General features: G+C 71.0%; 21 protein-coding genes and 3 pseudogenes. 13 read left to right on the top strand and 11 right to left on the bottom strand.

Annotated elements, in window-relative coordinates; translation table 11 throughout:
• Nucleotides 1–119: 119 nt before the first annotated feature.
• Entirely contained in the window at nucleotides 120–608 is a 489-nt protein-coding gene (locus ETD85_RS62910; protein WP_170246535.1) for a CAP family protein, read from the bottom strand.
• A gap of 276 nt (nucleotides 609–884) precedes the next feature.
• Between ETD85_RS62910 and ETD85_RS06745 the strand changes: the two genes are divergently transcribed.
• The 3 genes from ETD85_RS06745 (at nucleotide 885) to rpoB (ending at nucleotide 5,193) form a co-directional block, all read left to right on the top strand.
• Nucleotides 885–1,262 carry a hypothetical protein gene (locus ETD85_RS06745; RefSeq protein WP_138688720.1) on the top strand — a complete coding sequence of 126 codons (378 nt, stop codon included), beginning with the start codon at nucleotides 885–887 and terminating at the stop codon, nucleotides 1,260–1,262.
• A gap of 52 nt (nucleotides 1,263–1,314) precedes the next feature.
• Nucleotides 1,315–1,482 (top strand): hypothetical protein, encoded by a 168-nt coding sequence (locus ETD85_RS62905; protein ID WP_170246534.1) that lies wholly within the window; start codon nucleotides 1,315–1,317, stop codon nucleotides 1,480–1,482.
• Nucleotides 1,483–1,722: 240 nt separating this feature from the next.
• The gene (rpoB, locus tag ETD85_RS06740; protein WP_170246533.1) at nucleotides 1,723–5,193 is read left to right on the top strand and encodes a DNA-directed RNA polymerase subunit beta; all 3,471 of its coding nucleotides are present in this window, start codon (nucleotides 1,723–1,725) and stop codon (nucleotides 5,191–5,193) included.
• Nucleotides 5,194–5,284: 91 nt separating this feature from the next.
• On the opposite strand, the gene helR is transcribed toward rpoB, so the two are convergent.
• From helR to ETD85_RS06705, 8 genes and pseudogenes are all read right to left on the bottom strand, one after another.
• Nucleotides 5,285–7,435 carry an RNA polymerase recycling motor ATPase HelR gene (gene helR, locus ETD85_RS06735; RefSeq protein WP_138688718.1) on the bottom strand — a complete coding sequence of 717 codons (2,151 nt, stop codon included), beginning with the start codon at nucleotides 7,433–7,435 and terminating at the stop codon, nucleotides 5,285–5,287.
• Nucleotides 7,436–7,774: 339 nt separating this feature from the next.
• Nucleotides 7,775–8,710, bottom strand: a complete 936-nt coding sequence (locus ETD85_RS06730; RefSeq protein WP_138688717.1) for a fumarylacetoacetate hydrolase family protein — start codon at nucleotides 8,708–8,710, stop codon at nucleotides 7,775–7,777.
• 13 nt (nucleotides 8,711–8,723) lie between these two features.
• A complete protein-coding gene (locus ETD85_RS06725) occupies nucleotides 8,724–9,656 on the bottom strand; it encodes a VOC family protein (protein WP_138688716.1) in 933 nt (310 codons plus the stop codon).
• On the bottom strand, nucleotides 9,653–10,651 hold the full coding sequence (locus tag ETD85_RS06720) for an amidohydrolase family protein (protein WP_240778997.1): 999 nt from the start codon (nucleotides 10,649–10,651) through the stop codon (nucleotides 9,653–9,655). The genes ETD85_RS06725 and ETD85_RS06720 overlap by 4 nt, the downstream gene beginning before the upstream one ends.
• Nucleotides 10,648–11,058 (bottom strand): FAD-dependent monooxygenase, encoded by a 411-nt coding sequence (locus ETD85_RS66695; protein WP_206058139.1) that lies wholly within the window; start codon nucleotides 11,056–11,058, stop codon nucleotides 10,648–10,650. The genes ETD85_RS06720 and ETD85_RS66695 overlap by 4 nt, the downstream gene beginning before the upstream one ends.
• Nucleotides 11,059–11,302: 244 nt before the next feature.
• Nucleotides 11,303–11,761: pseudogene (locus ETD85_RS67430) on the bottom strand (FAD-dependent monooxygenase); the annotation flags it as partial.
• 7 nt (nucleotides 11,762–11,768) lie between these two features.
• Entirely contained in the window at nucleotides 11,769–12,713 is a 945-nt protein-coding gene (locus ETD85_RS06710) for a cyclase family protein (RefSeq protein WP_138688715.1), read from the bottom strand.
• Entirely contained in the window at nucleotides 12,703–13,665 is a 963-nt protein-coding gene (locus tag ETD85_RS06705; protein WP_138688714.1) for a fumarylacetoacetate hydrolase family protein, read from the bottom strand. Before ETD85_RS06705 ends, ETD85_RS06710 begins: the two co-directional genes overlap by 11 nt.
• 87 nt (nucleotides 13,666–13,752) lie before the next feature.
• Here ETD85_RS06705 and ETD85_RS06700 point away from each other — a divergent pair, with 87 nt between their 5' ends.
• Together ETD85_RS06700 and ETD85_RS06695 are read left to right on the top strand one after the other, a co-directional pair.
• Nucleotides 13,753–14,700 carry a LysR family transcriptional regulator gene (locus ETD85_RS06700; protein ID WP_240778995.1) on the top strand — a complete coding sequence of 316 codons (948 nt, stop codon included), beginning with the start codon at nucleotides 13,753–13,755 and terminating at the stop codon, nucleotides 14,698–14,700.
• 74 nt (nucleotides 14,701–14,774) lie between these two features.
• On the top strand, nucleotides 14,775–15,263 hold the full coding sequence (locus tag ETD85_RS06695; protein WP_138688713.1) for a hypothetical protein: 489 nt from the start codon (nucleotides 14,775–14,777) through the stop codon (nucleotides 15,261–15,263).
• Nucleotides 15,264–15,313: 50 nt separating this feature from the next.
• On the opposite strand, the gene ETD85_RS06690 is transcribed toward ETD85_RS06695, so the two are convergent.
• Together ETD85_RS06690 and ETD85_RS06685 are read right to left on the bottom strand one after the other, a co-directional pair.
• On the bottom strand, nucleotides 15,314–16,294 hold the full coding sequence (locus ETD85_RS06690) for an aldo/keto reductase (RefSeq protein ID WP_138688712.1): 981 nt from the start codon (nucleotides 16,292–16,294) through the stop codon (nucleotides 15,314–15,316).
• Nucleotides 16,291–17,175 carry an EamA family transporter gene (locus ETD85_RS06685; protein ID WP_138688711.1) on the bottom strand — a complete coding sequence of 295 codons (885 nt, stop codon included), beginning with the start codon at nucleotides 17,173–17,175 and terminating at the stop codon, nucleotides 16,291–16,293. Before ETD85_RS06685 ends, ETD85_RS06690 begins: the two co-directional genes overlap by 4 nt.
• A 69-nt stretch (nucleotides 17,176–17,244) precedes the next feature.
• Here ETD85_RS06685 and ETD85_RS06680 point away from each other — a divergent pair, with 69 nt between their 5' ends.
• From ETD85_RS06680 to ETD85_RS65510, 8 genes and pseudogenes are all read left to right on the top strand, one after another.
• Nucleotides 17,245–17,748, top strand: a complete 504-nt coding sequence (locus ETD85_RS06680) for an Lrp/AsnC family transcriptional regulator (RefSeq protein ID WP_240778994.1) — start codon at nucleotides 17,245–17,247, stop codon at nucleotides 17,746–17,748.
• A gap of 57 nt (nucleotides 17,749–17,805) precedes the next feature.
• A complete protein-coding gene (locus ETD85_RS06675) occupies nucleotides 17,806–18,417 on the top strand; it encodes a TetR/AcrR family transcriptional regulator C-terminal domain-containing protein (protein ID WP_138688710.1) in 612 nt (203 codons plus the stop codon).
• A 51-nt stretch (nucleotides 18,418–18,468) separates the two neighbouring features.
• A complete protein-coding gene (locus ETD85_RS06670; RefSeq protein ID WP_206058138.1) occupies nucleotides 18,469–19,056 on the top strand; it encodes a class I SAM-dependent methyltransferase in 588 nt (195 codons plus the stop codon).
• A 26-nt stretch (nucleotides 19,057–19,082) separates the two neighbouring features.
• Nucleotides 19,083–20,366 carry an MFS transporter gene (locus ETD85_RS06665; protein ID WP_240778993.1) on the top strand — a complete coding sequence of 428 codons (1,284 nt, stop codon included), beginning with the start codon at nucleotides 19,083–19,085 and terminating at the stop codon, nucleotides 20,364–20,366.
• Between the two features lie 71 nt (nucleotides 20,367–20,437).
• Nucleotides 20,438–20,878 carry a hypothetical protein gene (locus ETD85_RS06660; RefSeq protein WP_138688709.1) on the top strand — a complete coding sequence of 147 codons (441 nt, stop codon included), beginning with the start codon at nucleotides 20,438–20,440 and terminating at the stop codon, nucleotides 20,876–20,878.
• Between the two features lie 121 nt (nucleotides 20,879–20,999).
• Nucleotides 21,000–22,136 carry a DUF8189 domain-containing protein gene (locus tag ETD85_RS06655; protein ID WP_138688708.1) on the top strand — a complete coding sequence of 379 codons (1,137 nt, stop codon included), beginning with the start codon at nucleotides 21,000–21,002 and terminating at the stop codon, nucleotides 22,134–22,136.
• Nucleotides 22,137–22,274: 138 nt separating this feature from the next.
• A pseudogene (locus tag ETD85_RS67425) lies at nucleotides 22,275–22,631 on the top strand (3'-5' exonuclease); the annotation flags it as partial.
• A 118-nt stretch (nucleotides 22,632–22,749) separates the two neighbouring features.
• Nucleotides 22,750–22,962 (top strand): annotated as a pseudogene (locus ETD85_RS65510) (superoxide dismutase); the annotation flags it as partial.
• Nucleotides 22,963–23,118 lie beyond the last annotated feature (156 nt).

Genomic DNA, 23,118 nt, shown 5'->3' with positions numbered 1-23,118 from the left:
CGTCCGGTGAGTGCACATGAGCGCCTCCCGGCCAGGGACGACACATCCCGTTAAGGACCCGAAGTCAGTCAGGCGGTGGGTCAGCCCCTGGCGGGAAGCGCTCATCTACATCCTCACTGTCAGGCGGGCAGCACGTTGTCCGCGAACGCGCCCGCCATGTTTCCGCGCGCCTCGAAGACGAACACGATGTACGTCTCGAAGTACTTGCTGCCCTGTCCCGCGACGCGGGCGATGCCGACCTTGGTGCTGGCCTTCCAGACCAGCTGGGTGAAGTGGCCGGCGCCGGAGGAGAACTTGGCGGCGGCGAAGTCGTAGGCGGTGATCTCGTCGTACCAGGACTTGACCGCGTCCGATCCGGGCAGTGCTTCGGAGCCGCCGCCCCAGAAGATGTTCTCGCCCGTCTGTGCACGCAGGCCGGTGTGACCGGCATTGAGCATCTCCTGCTCGGAGCGGGAGGATGCCCGTTCCTGAGCGTAGGCGTTGAGCTCAGGGTCCATCACCAGGGGCGGCGCGTGGTGCTTGGCCCGGTAGGCGTTGGCCTCGGCGAGCGCCTCGGCCTGGAATTCCGGCGTGGTGCAGTCGGGTAAGGCGGGGCGGGTTCCGGTCATGAGACGTCCTTCGGACAGCGTCAGGGTGGCCGGCCGGATCACGATCGCCGCTCGACGCGGCTGTTCCCGGCCGGGGCGGCCTCGGTCGTGGGCCGCCCACTGCTCATCCTCCGCCTCGCGCGGGAATCCGCCAGGTGCCGTCCCTGTCCAACATCGGACACTCAGCCACCACGTCGGGACTGTGCGTAACATCGGGCGGACGGGTCTGTCAAGGCCACACCGTGAAGCCCTCGTGCCGGACGCTCCAGAGCCGGTGGCTGGCCATACCATCACGCAATGGCGCAGAGACCCACAGACAGGTGGCGGGAGCAGGCCGCCGAGCCGAGAAGTGCCGAGGGCACGGGCTTCGCCGAGCTGTATCCGGAGCCGTTCGTGTCGGCGACCGAGCAGGTGCTCAAGTCCTTCGAGTCCGAGGTACGGGCCCTCGGCTCGCCTTCCGACGACGACGTCTTCGCGGCCGTCCAGCGGGTGGTCGAAGGGCTCAACGACGTGGACGAATCCCATGACGACTGCGACTACACGACCATCGAGCGTGAGGACCTGTGCGAGTTCATCGACACCGTGCTCACCGAGGCCGGGATAGACCTCGACGGCCTCGCCGCCCGCCGCGGGCTCGGACGACACGAGATCACCGACGAGTGGCGCGACTGGTGAGCTACGCCGCGCAGCTCAGACCGGTGAGCCGCTCGACGCCGCCTGCACCGCCGTGCTTCTGGCCTACGGGGCCGACCCCGAGCGGCCCGGCCCCGACGGGACCAGCCCGCGGCTCTTCGCCTTCCACTACGGCCACGGGCCGGCGGTCCGGCTGATCGAGGCGCACATCGCCCGCCTGCGCGGCGGCGACCTGCCGGACCCCTGCCCTGAGCTGCCGTGAGCCGGGGATCCGGGCAGCGTGACCGGCGGTAATTTGGGCGCTTGACAAGCGCAGCGGCGTAGGTCATCCTGAAAATGCGACCGGCCTAGTGGGTCGGCGGTAGCGTGGACAAATTCCCCCAGAGCGAGTACGCTCAAGCATTCGCGCTGCCCTTTTTGACGGCCCGCTCCGCTGCTCACGTTGCGAGGTTGTCTGGCGTGCGTGTAGTCAGTCCGCCGCGAGCCCTCGGAAGGACATCTGTTGGCAGCCTCGCGCAACGCCTCCGCCGTACCCGCTGGTCCCCGTCGCGTCTCTTTTTCGCGCATCCAGGAGCCCCTCGAAGTTCCTGACCTTCTCGCCCTGCAGACCGAGTCGTTCGACTGGTTGCTCGGCAACGAGAAGTGGAAGGCCCGGGTAGAGGCGGCTCGCCAGGCCGGGCGCAAGGACGTCCCGACCCAGTCGGGCCTCGAAGAGATCTTCGAAGAGATCAGTCCCATCGAGGACTTCTCGGGGACCATGTCCTTGTCGTTCCGCGACCACCGGTTCGAGCCGCCCAAGCACTCCGTCGATGAGTGCAAAGACAAGGACATGACCTTCTCCGCCCCGATGTTCGTGACGGCGGAGTTCATCAACAACACCACCGGTGAGATCAAGAGCCAGACGGTGTTCATGGGCGACTTCCCGCTCATGTCACCCAAGGGCACGTTCATCGTGAACGGCACCGAAAGGGTGGTCGTCTCCCAGCTCGTCCGGTCCCCGGGCGTGTACTTCGAGCGCAACATCGACAAGACCTCCGACAAGGACCTGTACGCGTGCAAGGTGATCCCCTCGCGCGGGGCCTGGCTGGAGTTCGAGATCGACAAGCGCGACAGCGTCGGCGTCCGCATCGACCGCAAGCGCAAGCAACCGGTGACGGTGCTGCTCAAGGCGCTGGGCTGGACCAGCGACGCGATCCTGGAGCGGTTCGGCCAGTACGAGTCGATGCGCGCCACCCTGGAGAAGGACCACACGGCCGGCCAGGATGACGCCCTGCTCGACATCTACCGCAAGCTGCGGCCGGGTGAGCCGCCGACCAAGGAGTCGGCGCAGACCCTGCTGGAGAACCTGTATTTCAACCCCAAGCGGTACGACCTGGCCAAGGTCGGCCGATACAAGATCAACAAGAAGCTCGGGGTCGACTCCGAGATCACGCAGGGCACGCTGACCGAAGAGGACATCGTCGCCACGATCGAGTACATCGTCCGCCTGCACGCGGGCGAGGAGTCGATGCCGGGCGCCGGCGAGCGTGAGGTCATCGTCGAGGTCGACGACATCGACCACTTCGGCAACCGCCGCCTGCGCAGCGTCGGCGAGCTCATCCAGAACCAGGTCCGCCTGGGCCTGGCCCGCATGGAGCGCGTCGTCCGCGAGCGGATGACCACCCAGGACGTCGAGGCGATCACGCCGCAGACCCTGATCAACATCCGCCCGGTCGTGGCGTCCATGAAGGAGTTCTTCGGCACCTCGCAGCTGTCGCAGTTCATGGACCAGATCAACCCGCTGTCCGGGCTGACGCACAAGCGGCGGATGAATGCCCTGGGCCCTGGCGGTCTGTCCCGTGAGCGGGCGGGCTTCGAGGTCCGTGACGTGCACCCGTCCCACTATGGCCGGATGTGCCCGATCGAGACCCCTGAAGGCCCGAACATCGGCCTGATCGGCTCCCTGGCCTCCTACGCCAGGCTCAACGCCTTCGGGTTCGTCGAGACCCCGTACCGGAAGGTCGTGGACGGGAAGGTCACCGAGCAGATCGACTACCTGACCGCCGACGAGGAAGACCGCTACGTCAAGGCGCAGGCCAACACGGTGCTCAACGCCGACGGCTCCTTCGCCGAGTCGCGCGTCCTGGTCCGTACCAAGGGCGGCGAGACCGAGCTCATGCGGGCCGAGGAGGTCGACTACATCGACGTCTCGCCCCGGCAGATGGTGTCGGTGGCGACGGCGATGATCCCCTTCCTGGAGCACGACGACGCCAACCGGGCACTGATGGGCGCGAACATGATGCGCCAGTCGGTGCCGCTGCTCAAGAGCGAGGCGCCGCTGGTCGGCACCGGCATGGAATACCGTGCCGCCACCGACGCCGGTGACGTGATCAGCGCCGAGAAGGCGGGCGTGGTCGAGGAGGTCTCGGCCGACTACGTGACCGTGATGAACGACGACGGCAGCCGCACCACCTACCGGGTGGCCAAGTTCAGCCGGTCCAACCAGGGCACCTCGTTCAACCAGAAGCCCATCGTCGCCGAGGGCGACCGGGTGGAGGTCAACCAGGTGATCGCCGACGGTCCTTGCACCGACCAGGGCGAGATGGCCCTGGGCAAGAACCTGCTGGTGGCGTTCATGCCGTGGGAGGGTCACAACTACGAAGACGCGATCATCCTGTCCCAGCGGCTGATCCAGGACGACGTCCTTTCCTCGATCCACATCGAGGAGCACGAGGTCGACGCCCGTGACACCAAGCTGGGCCCGGAGGAGATCACCCGGGACATCCCCAACGTCTCCGAAGAGGTCCTGGCCGACCTCGACGAGCGCGGCATCATCCGCATCGGCGCCGAAGTGTCGCCCGGCGACATCCTGGTCGGCAAGGTCACCCCGAAGGGCGAGACCGAGCTGACCCCGGAGGAGCGGCTGCTGCGCGCGATCTTCGGTGAGAAGGCCCGTGAAGTCCGCGACACCTCGCTGAAGGTGCCGCACGGCGAGCAGGGCAAGGTCATCGGGGTCCGGGTGTTCTCCCGGGAAGAGGGCGACGAGCTGCCCCCGGGGGTCAACGAGCTGGTCCGCGTGCACGTGGCGCAGAAGCGTAAGATCACCGATGGCGACAAGCTGGCCGGCCGGCACGGCAACAAGGGCGTCATCTCCAAGATCCTGCCGGTCGAGGACATGCCGTTCCTGGAGGACGGCACCCCGGTCGACATCATCCTCAACCCGCTGGGCGTGCCCGGCCGGATGAACGTCGGCCAGGTGCTGGAGATGCATCTGGGATGGATCGCCGCCCGCGGCTGGGACATCTCGGGCGTCCAGGAAGCCTGGGCCGAGCGGCTCCGGGACAAGGGCCTGGACCGGGTGGAGCCGCACACCAACATGGCCACCCCGGTCTTCGACGGCGCCCACGAGGACGAGATCGTCGGCCTGCTCGACAGCACCGTCCCCAACCGTGACGGGGATCGGCTGGTGGACCACAGCGGCAAGGCCCAGCTGTTCGACGGCCGGAGCGGTGAGCCGTTCCCGTACCCGATCGCGGTCGGCTACGTGTACATCCTCAAGCTGCTGCACCTGGTCGACGACAAGATCCACGCGCGGTCGACCGGCCCGTACTCCATGATCACCCAGCAGCCGCTCGGCGGTAAGGCCCAGTTCGGCGGCCAGCGCTTCGGTGAGATGGAGGTGTGGGCGCTGGAGGCGTACGGCGCCGCCTACGCCCTGCAGGAGCTGCTGACCATCAAGTCCGACGACGTTCTCGGCCGGGTGAAGGTCTACGAGGCCATCGTCAAGGGCGAGAACATTCCCGAGCCGGGCATCCCGGAGTCCTTCAAGGTCCTCATCAAGGAAATGCAGTCGCTGTGCCTCAACGTCGAGGTGCTCTCCAGCGACGGCATGTCCATCGAGATGCGAGACACGGACGAGGACGTCTTCCGCGCAGCGGAGGAGCTCGGCATCGACCTGTCCCGGCGCGAGCCGAGCAGCGTAGAGGAGATCTGACAGGGGCCGAGGGCAAGCCTCGGCCCCACCAGCAGGCAAGCCGTCCCGGCCGGTCGTGAACCGGCCGGGACGGCTTGCTTCCGGCTGAACGTCAGGAGCTCGTGAGGATGACGAGCTGCTGGGTCGCCCGGGTCATCGCGACATAGCGGTCCACCGCTCCTTCGACGCCCTCCCCGAACGACTCCGGGTCGATGAGGACGACCAGGTCGAACTCCAGGCCCTTCGACAGCTCCGGGGTCAGCGAGCGGACGCGGGACGTCGCCCGGAACGTGGGATCGCCGATGACGCAGGCGATCCCGTCGGCGTGTTCGGCGAGCCAGGCGTCGAGGATCGAGCTCAGCTCCGCAGTGGATCCGTGCACGACGGGGACGCCGCTGCTGCGGATGGAGGACGGCACGTTGGCATCCGGGAGCGCGGCCCGGATGACCGGCTCGGCCTCCGTCATGATCTCTTCCGGGGTCCGGTAGTTGATGCTCAGCGAGGCCAGGTTGATCCGGTCGAGCCCGATCCGCTCCAACCGTTCCTGCCACGACTCCGTGAACCCGTGCCTGGCCTGGGCCCGGTCCCCGACGATGGTGAAGCTCCTGGACGGGCAGCGCAGCAGCAGCATCTGCCACTCCGCGTCGGTCAGCTCCTGCGCCTCGTCCACGACGACGTGCGCGAACGGGCCGGCGAGCAGGTCCGGCTCGGTGCCGGGCGCCGCGGTCTGGTCCACCAGGGCGTCCTGGAGGTCGCGCCCGCGCAGCATCGTCACCGCGCCTTCGCCGTCGTCGTCGGCCTCCAGCAGGTGGTCGACGACGGCGGCCATGCGCTCGCGCTCGGCGGCGACGGCGGCGGCGTGCCGGCGCTTGCGCCGCGCCGTCTCCGGGTCGCCGAGCCGCTGCCGCGCCGCGTCCAGGAGCGGCAGGTCGGACACCGTCCACGCCTGGGCGTCCGCGCGCTGCAACCGCCGGATCTCGTCGGGGCTGAGCCAGGGGGCGCACATCCGCAGGTACGCGGGCACCGACCACAGGTCACCGACGAGGTCGGCCGCTTCGATCAGCGGCCACGCGCGGTTGAACGTGGTGAGCAGCTCCCTGTTCTGCAGCAGCGACTTGCGGAGCAGGTCGTCCGAGACGTTGTCGTCGTCGTGCTTGTCGGCCAGGATCGTGAGCAGTTCCGACCAGATCTGGTCGCGTGCCTCGTTGTGCGGGGTGCCGGGTTCGGCCGCGTCGAACGCCTCGGCCCAGTCGTCGGTGCTCAGCCAGATGTCCGACCAGTGGGTCGTGACCGTCATCCCCTTGGTGGGCGGGTTCTCGTAGAACTTGACGGCCGGCTCGATCGCCTTGACCAGGTCCGCCGACGACTTCAGCCGGGCCACCTCCGGGTCGGTCTCGATCGCCGCCGCGGCCCCCTCGGCGACGAGGTCCCGCAGGGTGCAGGTCTGCACGCCCTCCTCGCCGAGGCTGGGCAGGACGTCGGAGACGTAGGCCAGGTAGGGCTGGTGCGGGCCGACGAAGAGCACGCCGCCCCGGTGGTGGCCGAGCCGGGGGTCGGAGTAGAGCAGGTAGGCGGAGCGGTGCAGGGCGACGACGGTCTTGCCCGTGCCGGGACCGCCGTCCACGACGAGAGCGCCGCGGGATCCCGCGCGGATGATGGCGTCCTGGTCGGCCTGGATGGTGCCGAGCACGTCCCGCATCCGTGCCGACCGGTTGCTGCCCAGGCTGGCGATGAAGGCGGACTGGTCGTCGAGCGCGGCGTGCCCGACGATCCCGTCCGTGGTGAACACCTCGTCCCAGTAGTCGCTGATCCGGCCCCGGGTCCAGCGGTACCGGCGGCGGCTGGCCAGGCCCATCGGGTTGGCGTGGGTGGCGCCGAAGAACGGCTCGGCGGCGGGCGAGCGCCAGTCGAGCAGCAGCCGCCGGCCCGTGCTGTCCGTGAGGCCGAGCCGCCCGACGTACACGGGCTCGGAGTCGTCCGCGCCGACCATGTGCCCGAGGCACAGGTCCAGGCCGAAGCGACGCAGCGCGCGCAGGCGCGTGGTCAGCCGGTGGATCTCCAGGTCCCGGTCCAGCGCCTGCCGGCCCTTGCCGCCGGGCGCCTTGCGCTCGGCGTCGAGGCGGTCGGACAGCTCGGCGATCGACTGCTCAAGGCTCTCCGCGATGGCCGCGAAGTGCCGCTCGTCACCGGCGATCAGCGTCGGGTCGGCCTTGGGAGCGAGGTTTTCGGGAAGGTCGAACGCGCTGGTGGTCAGTGGGTTCACGTCATTGACTCCGATATCTGAGATCGCGTACGACCACTACGCGCGGCCGGCCGGCTGGACCACGTCGACCAGCGGCCTCGCGACCACCATCGCCCCGTCTGTGCACGATCCGTGCGTAGACAGCAACACCCGCACTACACATCCCCCATTTCCGCAGGTTCTGGCCTCGGGCGACAATACTGCGGCATGACCCGGGTCTTGCCGCAAGCCCCCTGGTGCGCTATACGTTGAGAGTGGAGAGGTGCGGGTCTTCCCCTCTCCCTCATCGTCCGCTGCGGCCGGACGATCCCCTGCGAAGCGGCAGCGTACCGCGGCCGAGCACCGAACCGCCTCCCTGGTTCAAGGACGGTGCCGCGGGCGCGGGCGGGCCTTGGGCAGCGGCACCGGGTCCACGCCGGCCACGACGGTGTTGCGGATGGCGCCGATGCCCTCGACGGCGATCTCGACCACGTCTCCCGGGCGCAGCGGCGGCGGGTCCGGCCGGCCGCGCAGGCCCCACAGCTCGGCCAGGCAGCCGCCGTTGCCGCAGGTGCCGGAGCCGAGCACGTCGCCCGGGCGGACCCAGGTCCCGCGCGAGGCGTAGGCGACCAGGTCCTCGAACGGCCAGCCCATGTTGGACAGCAGGTCGCGGCCGATCTCGGCCCCGTTCACGCTGACGGTGAGCGCCAGGCGCAGGAAGCCGTCGGCGTCCCGGTACGGCTCCAGCTCGTCGGCGGTGACCAGCCAGGGGCCGAGCGTGGTGGCGGTGTCCTTGCCCTTGGCCGGACCCAGGTTGACCTGCATCTCGCGCGACTGCAGGTCGCGGGCGGACCAGTCGTTCATGATCAGGTACCCGGCGATGTGCTCCCGCGCCGCATCGGGCGTCAGGTCACGCCCGGCCCGGCCGATGACGGCGGCGACCTCCAGCTCGAAGTCGAACGCCCGGCAGCCGGGCGGCACCGGCACGTCGTCATGCGGTCCGACGACGGCGTAGGGGTTGGTGAAGTAGAAGGCGGGGGCGTCGTACCAGGCGTCGGGCACCCCCGCGCGGCCGTCCACGCTCCTGCGCACGCCCTCGACGTGCTCCTCGAAGGCGACGAAGTCGCGGACGGTGGGCGGCTGGTACGGCGCCAGCAGCCGCACCTCGGACAGCGGGACCGGCTCCCCCGCGGGCTCCGCGTCGAGACGGCCCTTCCTGAGCAGGCCGAGCAGGTCGCCGTGCACCGGGGTGACCGTGCCGCCGGCCACGACGCCGCAGCGGGTGCGGCCCTCATAGTTGTAGGTGGCCAGGCGCATCAGACGGGCCCCCTCAGACCGGCGGGGCGACGAACACGCCGCGGTCGACGTCGTTGAACGACTCCTTGGCGATCAGCTCGTTCATCGGGTTGGCGGTGCCCCACTGGTCGGTGACCTCGGGCTGGGAGAAGTCGTGGACGTGCGGGTGCCAGGCGTCCTCGTCCAGCTCCTCCAGCTCGGTGGTGTATTCGACGGTGTTGCCGTGCGGGTCGAGGAAGTAGGAGAAGGTGTTGTCGCCCGCGAGGTGGCGGCCGGGACCCCAGATCATGCGGACGCCGGCGCGCAGCAGCCTGCCCGTCCCGTACATGTACTCGTCCAGGCCGCGCAGCTCGAAGCTGATGTGGTGCAGGGAGGCGTGCGGGCCGCGGGCGATGGCCAGGCTGTGGTGCTGGGGGTTGCAGCGCATGAAGTGCATGACCTGGCCCATGTGCGGGTGGGCGAGGGTGTCGGACAGGGCGAAGCCCAGGTGGGTCTCGTACCAGGCGCGGGTGGCGTCGATGTCGGGGGCGTTGAGCACGACGTGCGAGAGCCGTACGGGGACGGACTCCTTGGCCTCCAGCTTGCGGTGCGCGCGCACGGCGACGTCGGCGGAGACCTCGATGGTGCGGCCGTCGAGGTCGAAGAAGCGGAAACCGTACCCGCCGCCGGGGGTGTCCATCGTGCCCGGCTCGGAGATCAGGCCGGCGCCCGCGGCACGCAGCCGTCCGGCCAGCGCGTCCACGTCGGCGGGGCTCGCGGCGCCGAAGGACACCAGGTCCAGGCGCTTCTCCGCGGCCTTGCGCAGGCGGACGACGTACTGCTCGGGCGATCCGGCCGCGGCCAGGAAGCTGATCCCCGAGTCGTTGGCGACCTCGGTCAGGCCCCAGACGCCGGCGTAGAAGTCGCGCTGCTTGTCGTAGTCGGGCACGGCCAGGTCGACGTGCCGCAGATGGGTGATGAGTCTCATCGGTCGTCCTTGAGGTCGAACAGGCGGATGGCGTTGCCGCCGCGGATCGCGTCGAAGGCGGTGGGCCCGAGCCCGGCCGCGCGCAGGGCCGCGAGGGGGTCGGGTTCGCCCATGTCGAAGGGGAAGTCGGAGCCGAGCAGCACCCGTTCGGGCCCGGCGACCCGGACCAGCTCGCGCAGCACGGCGGGGTCGTGCGTGAGCGAGTCGAAGTGCAGCTCCCGCAGGTAGTCGCTGGGCGCGCGGGCGCAGCCGCGGGCGTCGGGGCGTACCCGGTGGCCGTGATCGGCGCGCCCCAGGTAGTACGGCAGGTAGCCGCCGCCGTGCGCGGCCAGCAGCTTGAGACCGGGATGCCGGTCGAGCACCCCGGAGAAGATCAGGTGCGACAGGGCGACGGCGTTCTCCACCGGCTGGCCGACGATGTTGGACAGGTACCAGTGGTCCAGCCGCTCGTCCAGCGTGCAGCCGAACGGGTGCAGGAACACCACCGCGCCCGACTCCGCGGCCCGCGCCCAGAACGGCTCGTAGGCGGGGTCGGACAGGTCGCGTCCTGGCGCGTGCGAGGAGATCTCCACGCCCTCCAGCCCCAGCCCGAGCGCCTGGTCCAGGGCCGTGACCAGCAGGTCAGGGTGCTGGAGCGGGGCCAGGCCGAGGCCGCGCAGCCGGCCGGGAGCCTGGGCGACGTGCCCGGCCACGCCTTCGGCGGCCAGGCGGCACACGTCCGCGGCCAGCTCCCGGCCGGCCCAGTAGTGGTAGTGGGAGGGCGACGGGCTCACGATCTGCACGTCCACCCCGGTCGCGTCCATGGCCGTCAGCCGGTCGGCGACCCGCGTGAGCAGGCCGATGCGCTCGCCGATCATCGCGCCGGACACGGCCTGCGCGCCGGGCCCGTTGCGCCGCGCGTCCAGCTCCCGGTGGGCGGCATGGCCGGGGTGCCCGGCCACCGCCTGCTCGATGCCGGGCAGCAGCACGTGCGCGTGCGCGTCCACCGTGGTCACGGGCGCTCGCTCACCATCGCCGCGATCCGTCCCATCAGGCCGGGCACGTCGGCGTCGCGCACCCCGTCGAGCTGCCAGCGCGCGAGCTGCACCGACGCCTCGACCACGGCCTTGACCCGGTCGTGGCGGCGGTCCATGAACGCGTCGAACAGCTCCTGGTCCAGCCGGTCGGCGCCGAGCAGCAGCTCGGCCAGCACGGCGGCGTCCTCCAGGCACTGGGCGGCGCCCTGGGCGAGCGTGGGCGGGCAGGCGTGGGCGGCGTCGCCGATCAGGACGACGCGCCCGCGGTTCCACGGGCGCTCCACCAGCAGCGACTCGAACCACGTGTAGTTGATGCGGTCGGGGTCGGTGATGTCGGCGCGGATCTCGTCCCAGGCGCCGCCGTACCCCTCGGCCAGGGCGCGCATGTGCCCGGCCTTGTCGCCGACGGCTTCCCGGGGGGCGGGCCTTCTCGACCAGGTAGGCGTACATGGTGGCAGGGCCGGTCGGGCAGTAGCCGGCGATGAAGCAGGGGCCGCCGTAGACGAGGTCGGTGCGCTCGACCCCCTCCGGACGGCGGGTGTGGATGCGCCAGATGCCCATGCCGGTCGGCTCGGGATCCAGATCGATGCCGATCAGGCCGCGGACCTTGGAGCGGATGCCGTCGGCCCCCACGACCAGGTCATAGCTGGCACTCGTGCCGTCGGACAGGCGCACCCGGCCGTCGGCGGTGACCTCGTCCACGGTGAGCCCGTACCTGACGCGTGCCCCCGCCGCGCGCACGGCGGCGGCCAGGACGGCCGCCAGTTCGGGCCGGTTCATGCCGAGGGTGGCGGGCAGGTCGGGGCCGCCGGTGCGGACGTCGGGGATCTCGGCGAGCAGGCCGCCGTCGGGCGTGCGCAGCCCGAGCGTGTCGAACCCGAACCCGGCCGCGCTGACCTGCTCCCAGACGCCGAGGTCGCGCAGCACCCGCAGGGCGTTGCCCTGCAAGGTCAGGCCCGAGCCGAGCGTGGTGGGCGACGGCTGGAGCTCCGCGACGTCCACGGCGACGCCGGCCCGGGCGAGCAGGACGGCCAGGGCCGAGCCGGCCGTGCCACCGCCGACGATGAGGACGTTCCCTACTGCTGGCATGCGGGCCTCATTTGATCGCGAGGGGGTTGACGGGGGAGCCGACCGCGCCGGTGACGGGCAGCGGGGCGGCGGTGAGGAAGAACTCGTGGACGCCGTCGCCCGCGCAGTCGGCGGCCAGGGCCTCCAGGTCCCACATCTCGCCGACCAGCAGCCCGAGGTGCGGGATCACGACCTGGTGCAGCGGCTGGAACGCGCCGTCGAACTCGTTGGGACGCACCTCGAAGCCCCAGGTGTCGGTGGCGATGGCGGCGATCTCGGTGCGGTGCAGCCAGCCCGCGCTCCAGAACGACAGGCCGGGCGCGGGGCCGCCCGCGTACTCGCCCCAGCCTTCGCGTTTCGCCCTGGCGAACCGGCCGGTGCGTACGCACACGAGGTCGCCGCGCCGGATCTCGACGCCGTGTGCCCCGGCGGTGGCCGCCAGGTGCTCCTCAGTGATGGCGAACCCGTCGGGCAGCTCGCCGCCACCGATCGCCCGGCCCACGTCGAGCAGCACCCCACGCCCGGCCACGGGGGCGGCCAGGTGCTCGATGCCGGTCACCTGGTCGCCCTCGCTGGTGACGACCCGGTCGGCGGGGCGGCCGTTCCACGCCCTGCCGTGGTCGAAGATGTGGCCGAGGCCGTCCCACTGGGTGGAGCACTGCAGCGGCATGGCGATCACGTCGTCCGCGCCGCCGAACCCGTGCGGGAACCCCTGGTCCCCGTGTACGGCGTCCAGGCCGGTGTCGAGCATGGTGTGCACCGGGTTGGTCCGCCGCCGCAAGCCCCGCTGCGGGCCGTTCATGTCGAAGGGCTGCGCCAGCGAGAAGCTCACGCCGCGCCGGACCAGCCGGGCGGCGGCGGCCCGCTCGCCCGGGCCGATGAAGTTGACCGTGCCGAGCACGTCGCCGGCGCCCCAGCGGCCCCAGTTGGAGTATTTCGCCGCGGCCTCGGCGATGGCGTCCTCAGCGTTCATCGCGGCACCTGTTCCGCTGCGTGCCGAGCCCGGTGATCGTGCCCTCCATCACGTCGCCGGGCCTGAGCAGCCGGCCCCAGTGCAGGCCGTTGCCGGCCGGGCTGCCGGTGAGAACGAGGTCGCCGGGCCGCAGCTCCACGGTCTGGGAGGCGTAGGAGACCAGCCGGGCCACGTCGAAGATCATGTCCTTGGTGGACTCGTCCTGCATCACCTCGCCGTTGAGCCGCAGCGTCACCCGCAGGCTCGACGGGTCGGGCACGAACCCGGCCGGCACCAGGTACGGGCCGAGCGGCGTGAACGTGGGCGCGTTCTTGGCCCGCAGCCAGTCGGTGCCGATCTCCGGCATGTCGCGGCGGAACACCAGCTCGCGCGCGGTGATGTCGTTGGCGACGGTGTAGGCGGCCACGTGCTCCAGCGCGTCCTCCTGAGCCACCCGGAACGCCGGGCGGCCGATCACCGCGGCCAGCTCCAGCTCCCAGTCCGGCTTCTCGCACCAGGCCGGGATCACCACGTCGTCGTACGGGCCGGTGACGGAGGAGGGCAGGCCGATGAACACGTACGGCTGGTCCTCGGCCGCGCGGCGGTCCATCATCGCCGCGACCTCGGCCCGTACCTGCTCGGCCGGCCGCCCGCCGGCCGGCTCGTGCGCCACGGCCAGGTCGATCACGTGGGTGCGGTAGTTCGCGCCGGACTGCAGGATCTGCCGCGGCTCGACGGGCGCGTGCACCCGCAGCCCCGCCAGCGGGCGCCACTCCCCCTCCGCCGCCGCGGCGGCCTCGTGCAGCAGCGGCAGGACCTCGTCCCAGCGCTCCAGCAGCGCCCGCGTGGTGGCCGCGTGACCGCTCAGGTCGAGGACGCGTTCACCGGCGACCAGGCCGGGAAAGGCCGGGCCTGCCCCGGCGGAGAAGGTGCCGAGCGCGAAGGGGCCGGCGAGGGACGGGAATGTTTCCACGAGGTTTCCTCCCGATGCGATGCCTTAACCTTGAGCCATCCACAAGGATCTGGGAAATCGATTCTTTGGATCCGAGCCATCCACCACATGGATATGCGTGTGAACCTCGCCAACCTCGACCTCAACCTCCTCGTCGCCCTGCGCGCGCTGCTGGAGGAGCGCAACGTCACCAAGGCCGGCCTGCGCGTCGGGCTGAGCCAGCCCGCGATGAGCGCCGCCCTGGCCAGGCTCCGCCGCCACTTCGCCGACGAGCTGCTGGTCAGGCAGGGCAACCGCTACGAGCTGACCCCGCTCGGCATCGCCCTGCGCGCGCCCGTCGCCAACGCCCACGCGGTGCTGGAACGGCTGTTCACCAGCCGCGCCGACTTCAACCCGGCCACCGAGCAGCGCGACTTCACGCTGCTCTCCTCCGACTACGCGATCGCGGTCTTCGGCGCGCGGCTGGCCCGCGTGCTGCACGAGGAGGCGCCCGGCGTGCGGCTCCACTTCCGGCACGTGCCGCCCGACACGGTGGAGAGCCCGGAAACCGTGCTGTCCGGCGTGGACGGCCTGCTCATGCCGCACGGCGTGATCTCCGGCCTGCCCGCGGTCGAGCTCTACCGCGACGAGTGGGTGTGCCTGGTGTCGGCCGGCCATCCGGAGATCGGCGAGCGCGTCACGCTGGACGATCTGGCCCGCCTGCCGTGGGTGGTCTACCAGCGCACCTTCGACGCCCCGGTCACCCGCCAGCTCACCATGCTCGGGCTGGAGCCGCACGTGGAGGTGTCCGTACAGAACTTCCAGCTCCTGCCGTCGCTGGTGGCCGGCACCCGCCGGGTCGCGCTCGTGCAGCAGCGGCTGGCCCACCTGCTGCGCGACCTCGCCCCCGTCCGCGCGCTGCCCTGCCCGTTCGAGGCGGTGCCGCTGCAGGAGGCGCTGTGGTGGCACCCGGTGCACACCCACGACGCCGCCCACAGCTGGCTGCGCGAGACCGCCGCCCGCGTGGCCGCCGAGCTCCCCGATCCGCCGGCCACGGGCGCGTCCGGCCGGGCCTGAGCCGATCGCGGCCCCCGGCGGCCTGCCCGCGGTGATCGGCGATAATCCCTGGCAGGCCCAACCCGGAGGATCCCGTGCCTGACGACATGACCGAGGACGAGCTGCCGTACCTGCGGCTTCAGGCCGGCTACGTGGGCCGGCTGGGGGTCGAGGTCGGCATCTTCGTCGCCGTCGACCACCTGCGGCGCCAGAGCCTGCTCACCGTGGAGGAAGAAGAGCGCTATTTCGACATCGACGACTGGTTCCAGGAGCACCTGCCCGAGCCGCCGTTCTACGCCGACGGGAACATCATCGGCGCGGTCACCTGGTTCAAGCGCGCCACCACGGGCGCGATGCTCGCCCGCCTGCAGCCGTTGCGTGACCTGCTGAAGACGCACGGCGTGCGCTGCGACCTCGTACGCGCCAGCGATCCCGGAGAGCTCGTCTACGAGGACGCGTACCAGGTCGGCATCGTGCCCAGGGTCCGGAAGCCCGTGACGCCGCCGCCGCCCGGTGTCACGTTCGGACCGACCACCGCGGGGTCGAAGCGGCACCTGGCGCGGCGGTCACCGAAAGCCGGATGACCCGGCGGCCGTCCTCGGCGCCCTGCGGTGAGGTCGCGGGTGGCGGGCGATCACTCGTGGCCGCTGACCGGATGCGGCCGGTACGGCGCCTCCAGCCGGGCGACCTCCTCGCCGGTCAGCGCCACGTCCAGGGCGGCGACCGCCTCGTCGACGTGGTGCACCTTGGTGGCGCCGATGACGGGCGCCGTCACGCCGGGCCTGCCGAGCAGCCAGGCGAGCGAGATCTGGGCCGGTGACCGGCCGTGCCCGGTGGCGATCGCGCGCACCTCGTCCACGATGTCGAAGTCGGCCTCGTCGTGCCGGGACTCGGCGAGCGGGTCCGAGCCGGCGCGCACGGTGGTGGGCTGCCCGTCGCGGGTTCGGTTCCCGGCGAGCATGCCGCGGGCGAGCGGGCTGTACGGGATCACGCCGACGCCCTGGTCCCGGCAGAGCGGGATCATCTCCCGCTCCTCCTCCCGGTACACCAGGTTGTAGTGGTTCTGCATCGACACGAACGGCGTCCACCCCCCGGACCGGGCGGCGTGCTGGGCCTTGGCGAACTCCCAGGCGTACATGCTGGACGCCCCGAGGTAGCGGGCCTTTCCGGCCTTGACCACGTCGTGCAGCGCCTCCATGGTCTCCTCGATCGGCGTCTCGCGGTCCAGGCGGTGGATCTGGTAGAGATCGACGTGGTCGGTGCCCAGCCGGCGCAGCGAGGCGTCGATCGCGGCCATGATGTGCTTGCGCGACAGGCCGCCGTCGTTGGGCCCGGGACCGGTGGGAAAGTAGACCTTCGTGGCCAGCACGTAGTCCTCGCGGCGCGGGAAGAGCCGGCCGAGCAGCCGCCCGGTGATCTCCTCGCTGGCGCCGCCCGAGTACATATCGGCCGTGTCGAAGAAGGTCACCCCCGCGTCGGCCGCCTGTTTGACGATGGGCTCGGCGGCCTGCTCGTCCAGATGCCAGCGCCGGGTCGCGGTGTCACCGAAGGTCATCATGCCTAGGCAGACACGTGAGACCTTCAGCCCGGACGCCCCGAGACGTACATATTTCACGAAATTTTCCCCTTTTCGGGTTCTTGGTGGACTGCGACGCCCACCGTGATCAGGGCGATGCCGGCGAGGTCCTGGATCGTGGGAACCTGGGCCAGCACGGCCAGGCCGATGACGGTGGCCATCGCCGGGAGGATGCTGAGCATGAGCGCGAAGGTCGCCCGGCGCAGCCGCGCCATGGCCAGCTGGTCGGTGACGTACGGGATGACCGAGGAGCAGACGGCCACGCCGATCCCGGCCAGCAGCAGGGACGGGTGGGTGAAGGCCGCCGTGGCGTCGCCCAGGCCGTACGGCGTCACCACGACGGCGGCGATCAGCATCGCGGCACCCAGCTGGTCGATCCCGCTCAGGCCCGGGCCGGCGTTGGCGACGCGGTGCCCGAGTACGACGTACACCAGGAACAACGCGCAGTTCGCGAACGCGAAGACGAACCCCAGCGGCTCGTCCACGAGCCGGACGTCGGCCAGCACGGCGACCCCGCCGACGGCGAGCACGAGCGCCAGCAGGTTGCGGCGATTGCGCACGCCGATCGCGGCCAGCACGATCGTGCCGAGGAACTCGATCGCCCCGACCGTCGACAGCGGGATGCGCGCGCAGGCCAGGTAGAACACGGTGTTCATGGCCGCGAGCACCACGCCCAGCGCGGCGAGCAGGCCCAGCTGCGCGCGCCCCAGCCGCCGGGCCAGCCGCCACGGGCGGCACCAGACGGCGAACACCACCGCGGCGCAGGCGATCCGCAGCCAGGTGACCCCGAACACGCCGACGTGCTCGAACAGCATGACGGCGAGCGCCGGCCCGAGATAGTGGAAGACGGCGCTCACCGCGAAGAACGCCTGCGGCGGCACCCGGTCGGACAAGTGCGACTCTTTGCCGGAGGGGCTCACCGGAGTAGCGTGGCAAACCCTGGTAGCGCAGCTGAATGCCATTCTGTAGGCGAGAGGCCCCAATTGCCGTTGAATTCCAGGTCTTCCGGCCCTGCCACGCACGACCTCGGCGCGATCGACAGCGTCAACACCCGGTTGCTCGCCGAGCTGCACGCCGACCCGCGGCTGTCGATGTCCGAGCTCGCGCGCCGGGTCGGCATGTCCGCGCCCGCGGTCACCGAACGCGTGCAGCGCCTCCAGCGGGCCGGCGTCATCGCCGGGTTCCGCATGGAGGTCGCACCCGAGGCCCTCGGCATGACCGTGACCGCGCTTGTACGCGTCCGCCCTGGCCCCGGCCAGCTCCCCAGGGTGGCCGAGGCCGCCCGCCGGACGCCGAACGTGGTCGAATGCCACCGGATCACCGGGGAGGACTGCTTCATCCTGAAAGTCCACGCCCCGTCGATGGCCGGGCTGGAGGAGATCATCGACCGGTTCGTCATCCACGGGCAGACGACGACGTCGATCGTCGTCTCGACGCCGGTTCCGCTCCGTCCTCTCCCGATCCCGGATCCCGACGAGGGCACTGTGAGATAGCTCACTTGAACATTGTTCAGGTTGAACGATGTTCAAGTTTGGTGCGACGATCCAGGCATGCAGCTGAAGCGTGCTGACGTCGTCACCGGGGCGCTGGCCCTGCTCGACACCGACGGCCTCGACGGGCTGACCATGCGCAAGCTGGGCGCGCGGCTCGGAGTGCAGGCCGGCGGCATCTACTGGCACTTCAAGAACAAGGAAGCCCTGCTCGGCGCCATGGCCGAGCGGATCGTCGGCGAGATCACCGACACCCCGCTCGCCCCAGGCCCCTGGGACGCGCAACTGGCGGAGATCGCCCACCGCGCGCGCCGCGCCTTGCTCTCCCACCGTGACGGCGCCCGCGTGGTCGCCGGCACGTACGTGGTGGAGCCGAACACCGTGCGCGGCGGCGAGCAGGCCGCGCGCATCCTCACCGACGCGGGCTTCCCGCTCGAACGGGCCGGCTGGGTGGTCTTCTCCGCCCTGTACTACGTCCTCGGTCACACGATCGAGGAGCAGGCCCAGCGCGCCGCCGGTGACTGGGAGCAGCGCGGAGCGCAGCTGCCCGACACCGAGCTGCACCGCGCGATGGACGGCGTGATCAAGGCCGACCCCGAGGAGCGGTTCGCGTACGGCCTGGAGCTCTTCCTCGACGGCGTACGCCTGCGGCTCGCGGCGGCCCGGACATGACCCCGAAGACCGAGCGGCTATTCGCAGAGGAGCGATGCGCATGCCCACGACCTGGCTGGACACACTGATCAAGCAGACCCGGCGGCTCGGCGACTTCCCTTTCCCGCACCAGGCGGCGTTCGTGCTCGACAACCCGCTGCGCCGGCTGCTGACGAAGCCGAAAGGCGTGATCGACCGGCTCGGGCTGACCGGCAGCGAACGGGTCCTGGAGCTGGGTCCCGGTCCCGGGTTCTACAGCGTCGAGATCGCGCGCCGACTGACGGCGGCCGGCTCGAACTGTTCGACGTCCAGCCCGAGATGCTCGCCAAGGCGCGGCGCAAGCTCGACCGCGCCGGTTGCCGCAACGTCGGCTTCCACAGCGGCGACGCCGGTGAAGGTCTGCCGTTCGCCGCGCGCACGTTCGACGTGGCGTTCCTGGCCGCCGTGATCGGCGAGGTGCCGGACGCGGCCGCCTGCGTGCGCGCGCTGGCCGGCGTGCTCAGGCCGGGCGGCGTGCTCGTCTTCTTCGAAGGCTTCCTCGACCCCGACCGGTTCAGCGTCGCCCGGCTCCGCGCTCTGGCCGAGCCCGAGGGGTTCGCGTTTCTCGACACCGACGGCGACCGGTGGAGGGACTTCGTCCGTTTCACCCGGCTCGGATGAAGACCGAGTAGGGGCAAAATGTTTACGTGAACATCGGACAGAACGGCGGAGACCGGCGGCGAATGCCCGGCGGATTGGTCGCGCTCGCGCTCGGCAGCTTCGGGATCGGTCTGACCGAGTTCGTGATCGCGGGCCTGTTACCCCAGGTGAGCCGCGGTCTGGACGTCTCCGAGGCCGCGGCCGGGTGGCTCATCTCGGGATACGCCCTGAGCGTCGCGATCGGCGCGATCCTGCTGACCGCCGCCACCGCCCGCATCCACCGCAAGATGGGCCTGGTCGGGCTGATGGCGCTGTTCGTCCTCGGCAACCTGCTGTCCGCCGTCGCGCCCACCTACGCCGTGGCGCTGCTCGGCCGCGTCGTCGCCGCCCTGTGCCACGGCTCCTTCTTCGGCATCGGCTCGCTCGTCGCCCGCCGCATGGTCCCGCCGGAGCGGGCCTCGCGCGCGGTCGCCATGATGTTCGCCGGCCTGACGCTCGCCAACGTGCTGGGCGTGCCGTTCGGCGCGCTGGTCGGCGAGCGGTGGGGCTGGCGCGCCACGTTCTGGGCGATCACCGGGATCGGCGTGCTGGCCGCGGCCGCCATCGCCGTCTGGGTCCCGGCCTGGGCAGGCACCTTGGACCAGGTGGACGGGACTGCCGGCGAGGGCAAGACCCGGGGGACGGCCGCCGAGGGCGAGACCCAGCGGGCGGCCGGCCTGCGCGCCCAGCTTCGCGCCTTCCGCTCGTGGCAGGTCTGGCTGACCCTGACCGCCACCGCCCTCAGCTACGGCGGCATGTTCGGGGCGTTCAGCTACATCGCCTACACCTTCACCGAGGTCACCGGCTTCTCCAGCGCGGACGTCGCCTGGCTGCTGGTCGTCTACGGCAGCGGCCTGGTGCTCGGCAACGTCGCCGGGGGCCGGGCGGCCGACCGCGACCGCGACCGCACGCTGATCGTGTCCATGGCGGGACTCGCCGTCACGCTCGCGACGTTCGGCCTGCTGGCCGACGGGCGGGTCGCGTCGGTGGTCCTGGTCTTCCTGATGGGCGCCTTCGGGTTCGCCGGCGTCCCCGGCCTGATCACCCGCGTCACGGACGCCGCCGGCGGCGCACCGCTCGCCGCCAGCGCCAATGTCTCGGCCTCCAACGTCGGCAACGCCCTGGGCGCCTGGCTCGGCGGCCTCGCGATCAGCGCCGGCCTGGGCTACGCCTCGCCGCTGTTCGTGGGCGCGGCGGTCGTGGCGCTCGGCCTGGCCGTGATGGTGATCACCGCGCGCACCGGGCGTGCCGCCATGAGCCTCGCGGTCCATGCCGGCCCTCGATCGCGGTGAACCGGCAGCCGCCGGCCTGCGTACCTGAGCACGGCCGCTCGGCCATCGCCAGGTCCAGAAAGTTGCCCAGGTTGAAGCTTCTGCGTGTCATCGTGGCGTCCTGCCTGACCCTCTTGGGCGTGAGCCTGGCCGCGGTCACGATTTTCACCCCCGCGCCGGCCGGCACCGCGGCCACGCATCACCATCAGGCCCGGCCCGTCATCGACGAGGCTCTGCCCGCGGCCGGCCTCGACCGCATCCTCGCCGCCATCCGGTGCGAGCGGCCGCAGACCCAGGTCGACGCGGCGGAGCTGCACGGGGTGTCCTGCCGGTCGGCTGCCGACCGCTACATCGTCATGACCTTCGCCACGCGGGCCGGCGAGGACGAGTGGCTCAGCGAGGCGGAGTCCTACGGCGGGACCTACCTGGTCGGCGACCGCTGGACCGTCGTCTCCGCCTCGAAGCTCCTGTCCGGGCTCCGCGCCCGGCTCGGCGGCCATATCGAGGGCCCTGTCGAAAGCCACCGGCACTGAGCGTAGCGAGCCGGACGGATCGTCCCCTCAGCGCGGACGACGGCAGATTTACTTGAATTTTGTACCAATCCAGATGCCCTCCAGGGGCGAATCGAAGTCACTTCCGAAGAAGGGACTTCCCATGGCCCTCCCACGCTGGTTGCGCAAGCCCGCCGTGGCCGCGGTGATCGTCGCCGCGAGCGTCCTGGCGCTCGCGCCGCCCGCCTCGGCCGCGCCGCCGCCATACGCGGCCGACCTGCCCGAACTCAGCACTCCCAACGTCGCGTACAACCTGAGCCCCTTCGCCGCCACGGGCGTCGCCGTCCGCGGCGCCGACGGCTCCCTGTTGTTCAGCCGTCGCTCGGGCTCGGCCTTCGGGCCCCTGCAGTCGCTGGGCGGATCGATCGTCGGCGACCCGTCGGTCGTGGTGACCACCGCGGGGACGCAGTTCTTCGTCCGCGGCACCGATGACCAGGTCTACACCAACACCATCACCCCGTCCGGCGCGGTCACCGGCTATTCCGCGGTGCCCGGTCTGACCGCCACGGGCGACGTCGAAGCCATCGTCCCGAACGTGTCCCCGCTGGGCAGCGTGGTCCGGATCTTCGCCCGCGGCACCGACGGCGCGGTCTGGACGAACGTCCTGCGCAACGGCCAGTGGACGGGGTGGAGCAGCCTGGGCGGTTTCGCCACCAGCGACATCACCGCCGCCCGCACGTTCGTGTTCCCGACCGACACCGTACGCGTGTTCATCCGCGGCAGCGATCACCGCGTGTACGTCAGCCGGGTGACCACCACCTCGGCCACCAGCTTCCAGCCCCTCGGTGACCTGCAGGTCACCAGCAACATCGCCGTCGCCGAGGACTTCTACTTCGCGGGCGGCGAGATCTGGGCGCGCGGCCAGGACAACGGGCTGTACACCTACAGCCTGGTCGTCGCACCGCAATCCTGGAAGCCTCTCGGCGGCACCCTCACCAGCGACATCGCCGCCAGTGGCCAGCCGAACATCACCTACCTGTACAGCCGGGGCCCGGACGGCGCGATCACCGTCAACAAGCGGGGACCGGACGGCGTCTACCGCGGCTTCGAGCGCCTCGACGGCGCCGTGACCGGGAACCCGGCGGCATTCGGCACCGGCCCCAACGGCCCCTTGACCGAGTTCCTGCTGGCCCGCCTCGGCAGCGGCGCCCTGGCCGCGAACCTGGAGCTCGGCTCCGTCCTGCAGCCCCCCAACCAGTTCACCGGCTACGTCCCGATCGCCGGCCCGCCCGTCGGCTGACCGGACGAGGAGGGGGGACCGCTCGCGTCTCCCCTCCTTCCGCCATGCCGGCCGCTGGAGCCCGTCGAGGTCGCCGTCCTGGCCGGTCGGCTGAACGACGACGGGACCTGGACGGAGTCCGACCGGTTCACCTCCCTGATGCGCCTGCCACCCGACGTGCCGGTCACCGAGCTCTTCGTGACCCACACCGGCATCACCGCGGCCATGCTCGCCCGGGCGGCGCCCGCGGCGCAGGTGATGGCGAGGCTGGAGGCTCGCCTGAACGCTCCGCCGTACCGGCTCGTGGCCCACTCCGCGCACACGGAGGCCACGCTGATCGGCGGTCAGCGCCGCCACTGCCCGACCTTGGCCGCCATACCGCTCATCTGCACCGTGAAGCTCGCCCGCGCCCTGCTGCCAGAGCTCCGTTCCCACAAGCTCGACCTGGTCGCCCGGCGCCTCGGTCTGGCCCTTCCCGCCGACCGGCACCGCGCCATGCCCGACGTCGAGCTCACCTCGAAGGTGTTCACCCGCTTGACGGTTGACGGGGTGCGCACCGGACGCTGGCGCACCTTGCTGGAACTTCAGCGCGTCGGCGGCATCAATCCGAAACCGCGATTTCGCCGGGCTGGTCGGGCTGGAGAAGACGTTCGCGTTCAACCTGTCCGGGCACGTGCTGCACACGATCTTCTGGCAGAACCTGTCCCCCGACGGCGGCGACCGCCCCGACGGCGAGCTGGGCGATGCGATCACCGAGCACTTCGGCTCCTTCGACGCCTTCAAGAAGAAGCTCACCACCGCCACCGCCACCGTCCAGGGCTCGGGCTGGGGCGTGCTGGCCTGGGAGCACGCCAGGCGGGCGCCGCCCTCTGCCCAGGTTGAGCTAATGCGACTTGCTGGCAATTGCGACTTATGAGCAGAATGGGGTGCTTTCTCGCATCACGATCAGTTGACCTCTCACCACCTCCGGAGACTCGCCACATGAGCCGCCCGCCCCGTACCG

Origin of the sequence: Nonomuraea zeae (assembly GCF_005889725.1) — a bacterium.
Classification (GTDB): domain Bacteria; phylum Actinomycetota; class Actinomycetes; order Streptosporangiales; family Streptosporangiaceae; genus Nonomuraea; species Nonomuraea zeae.
Note: the sequence above shows the minus strand (reverse complement) of the source record. Positions and strands in the feature narration are given on the sequence as shown.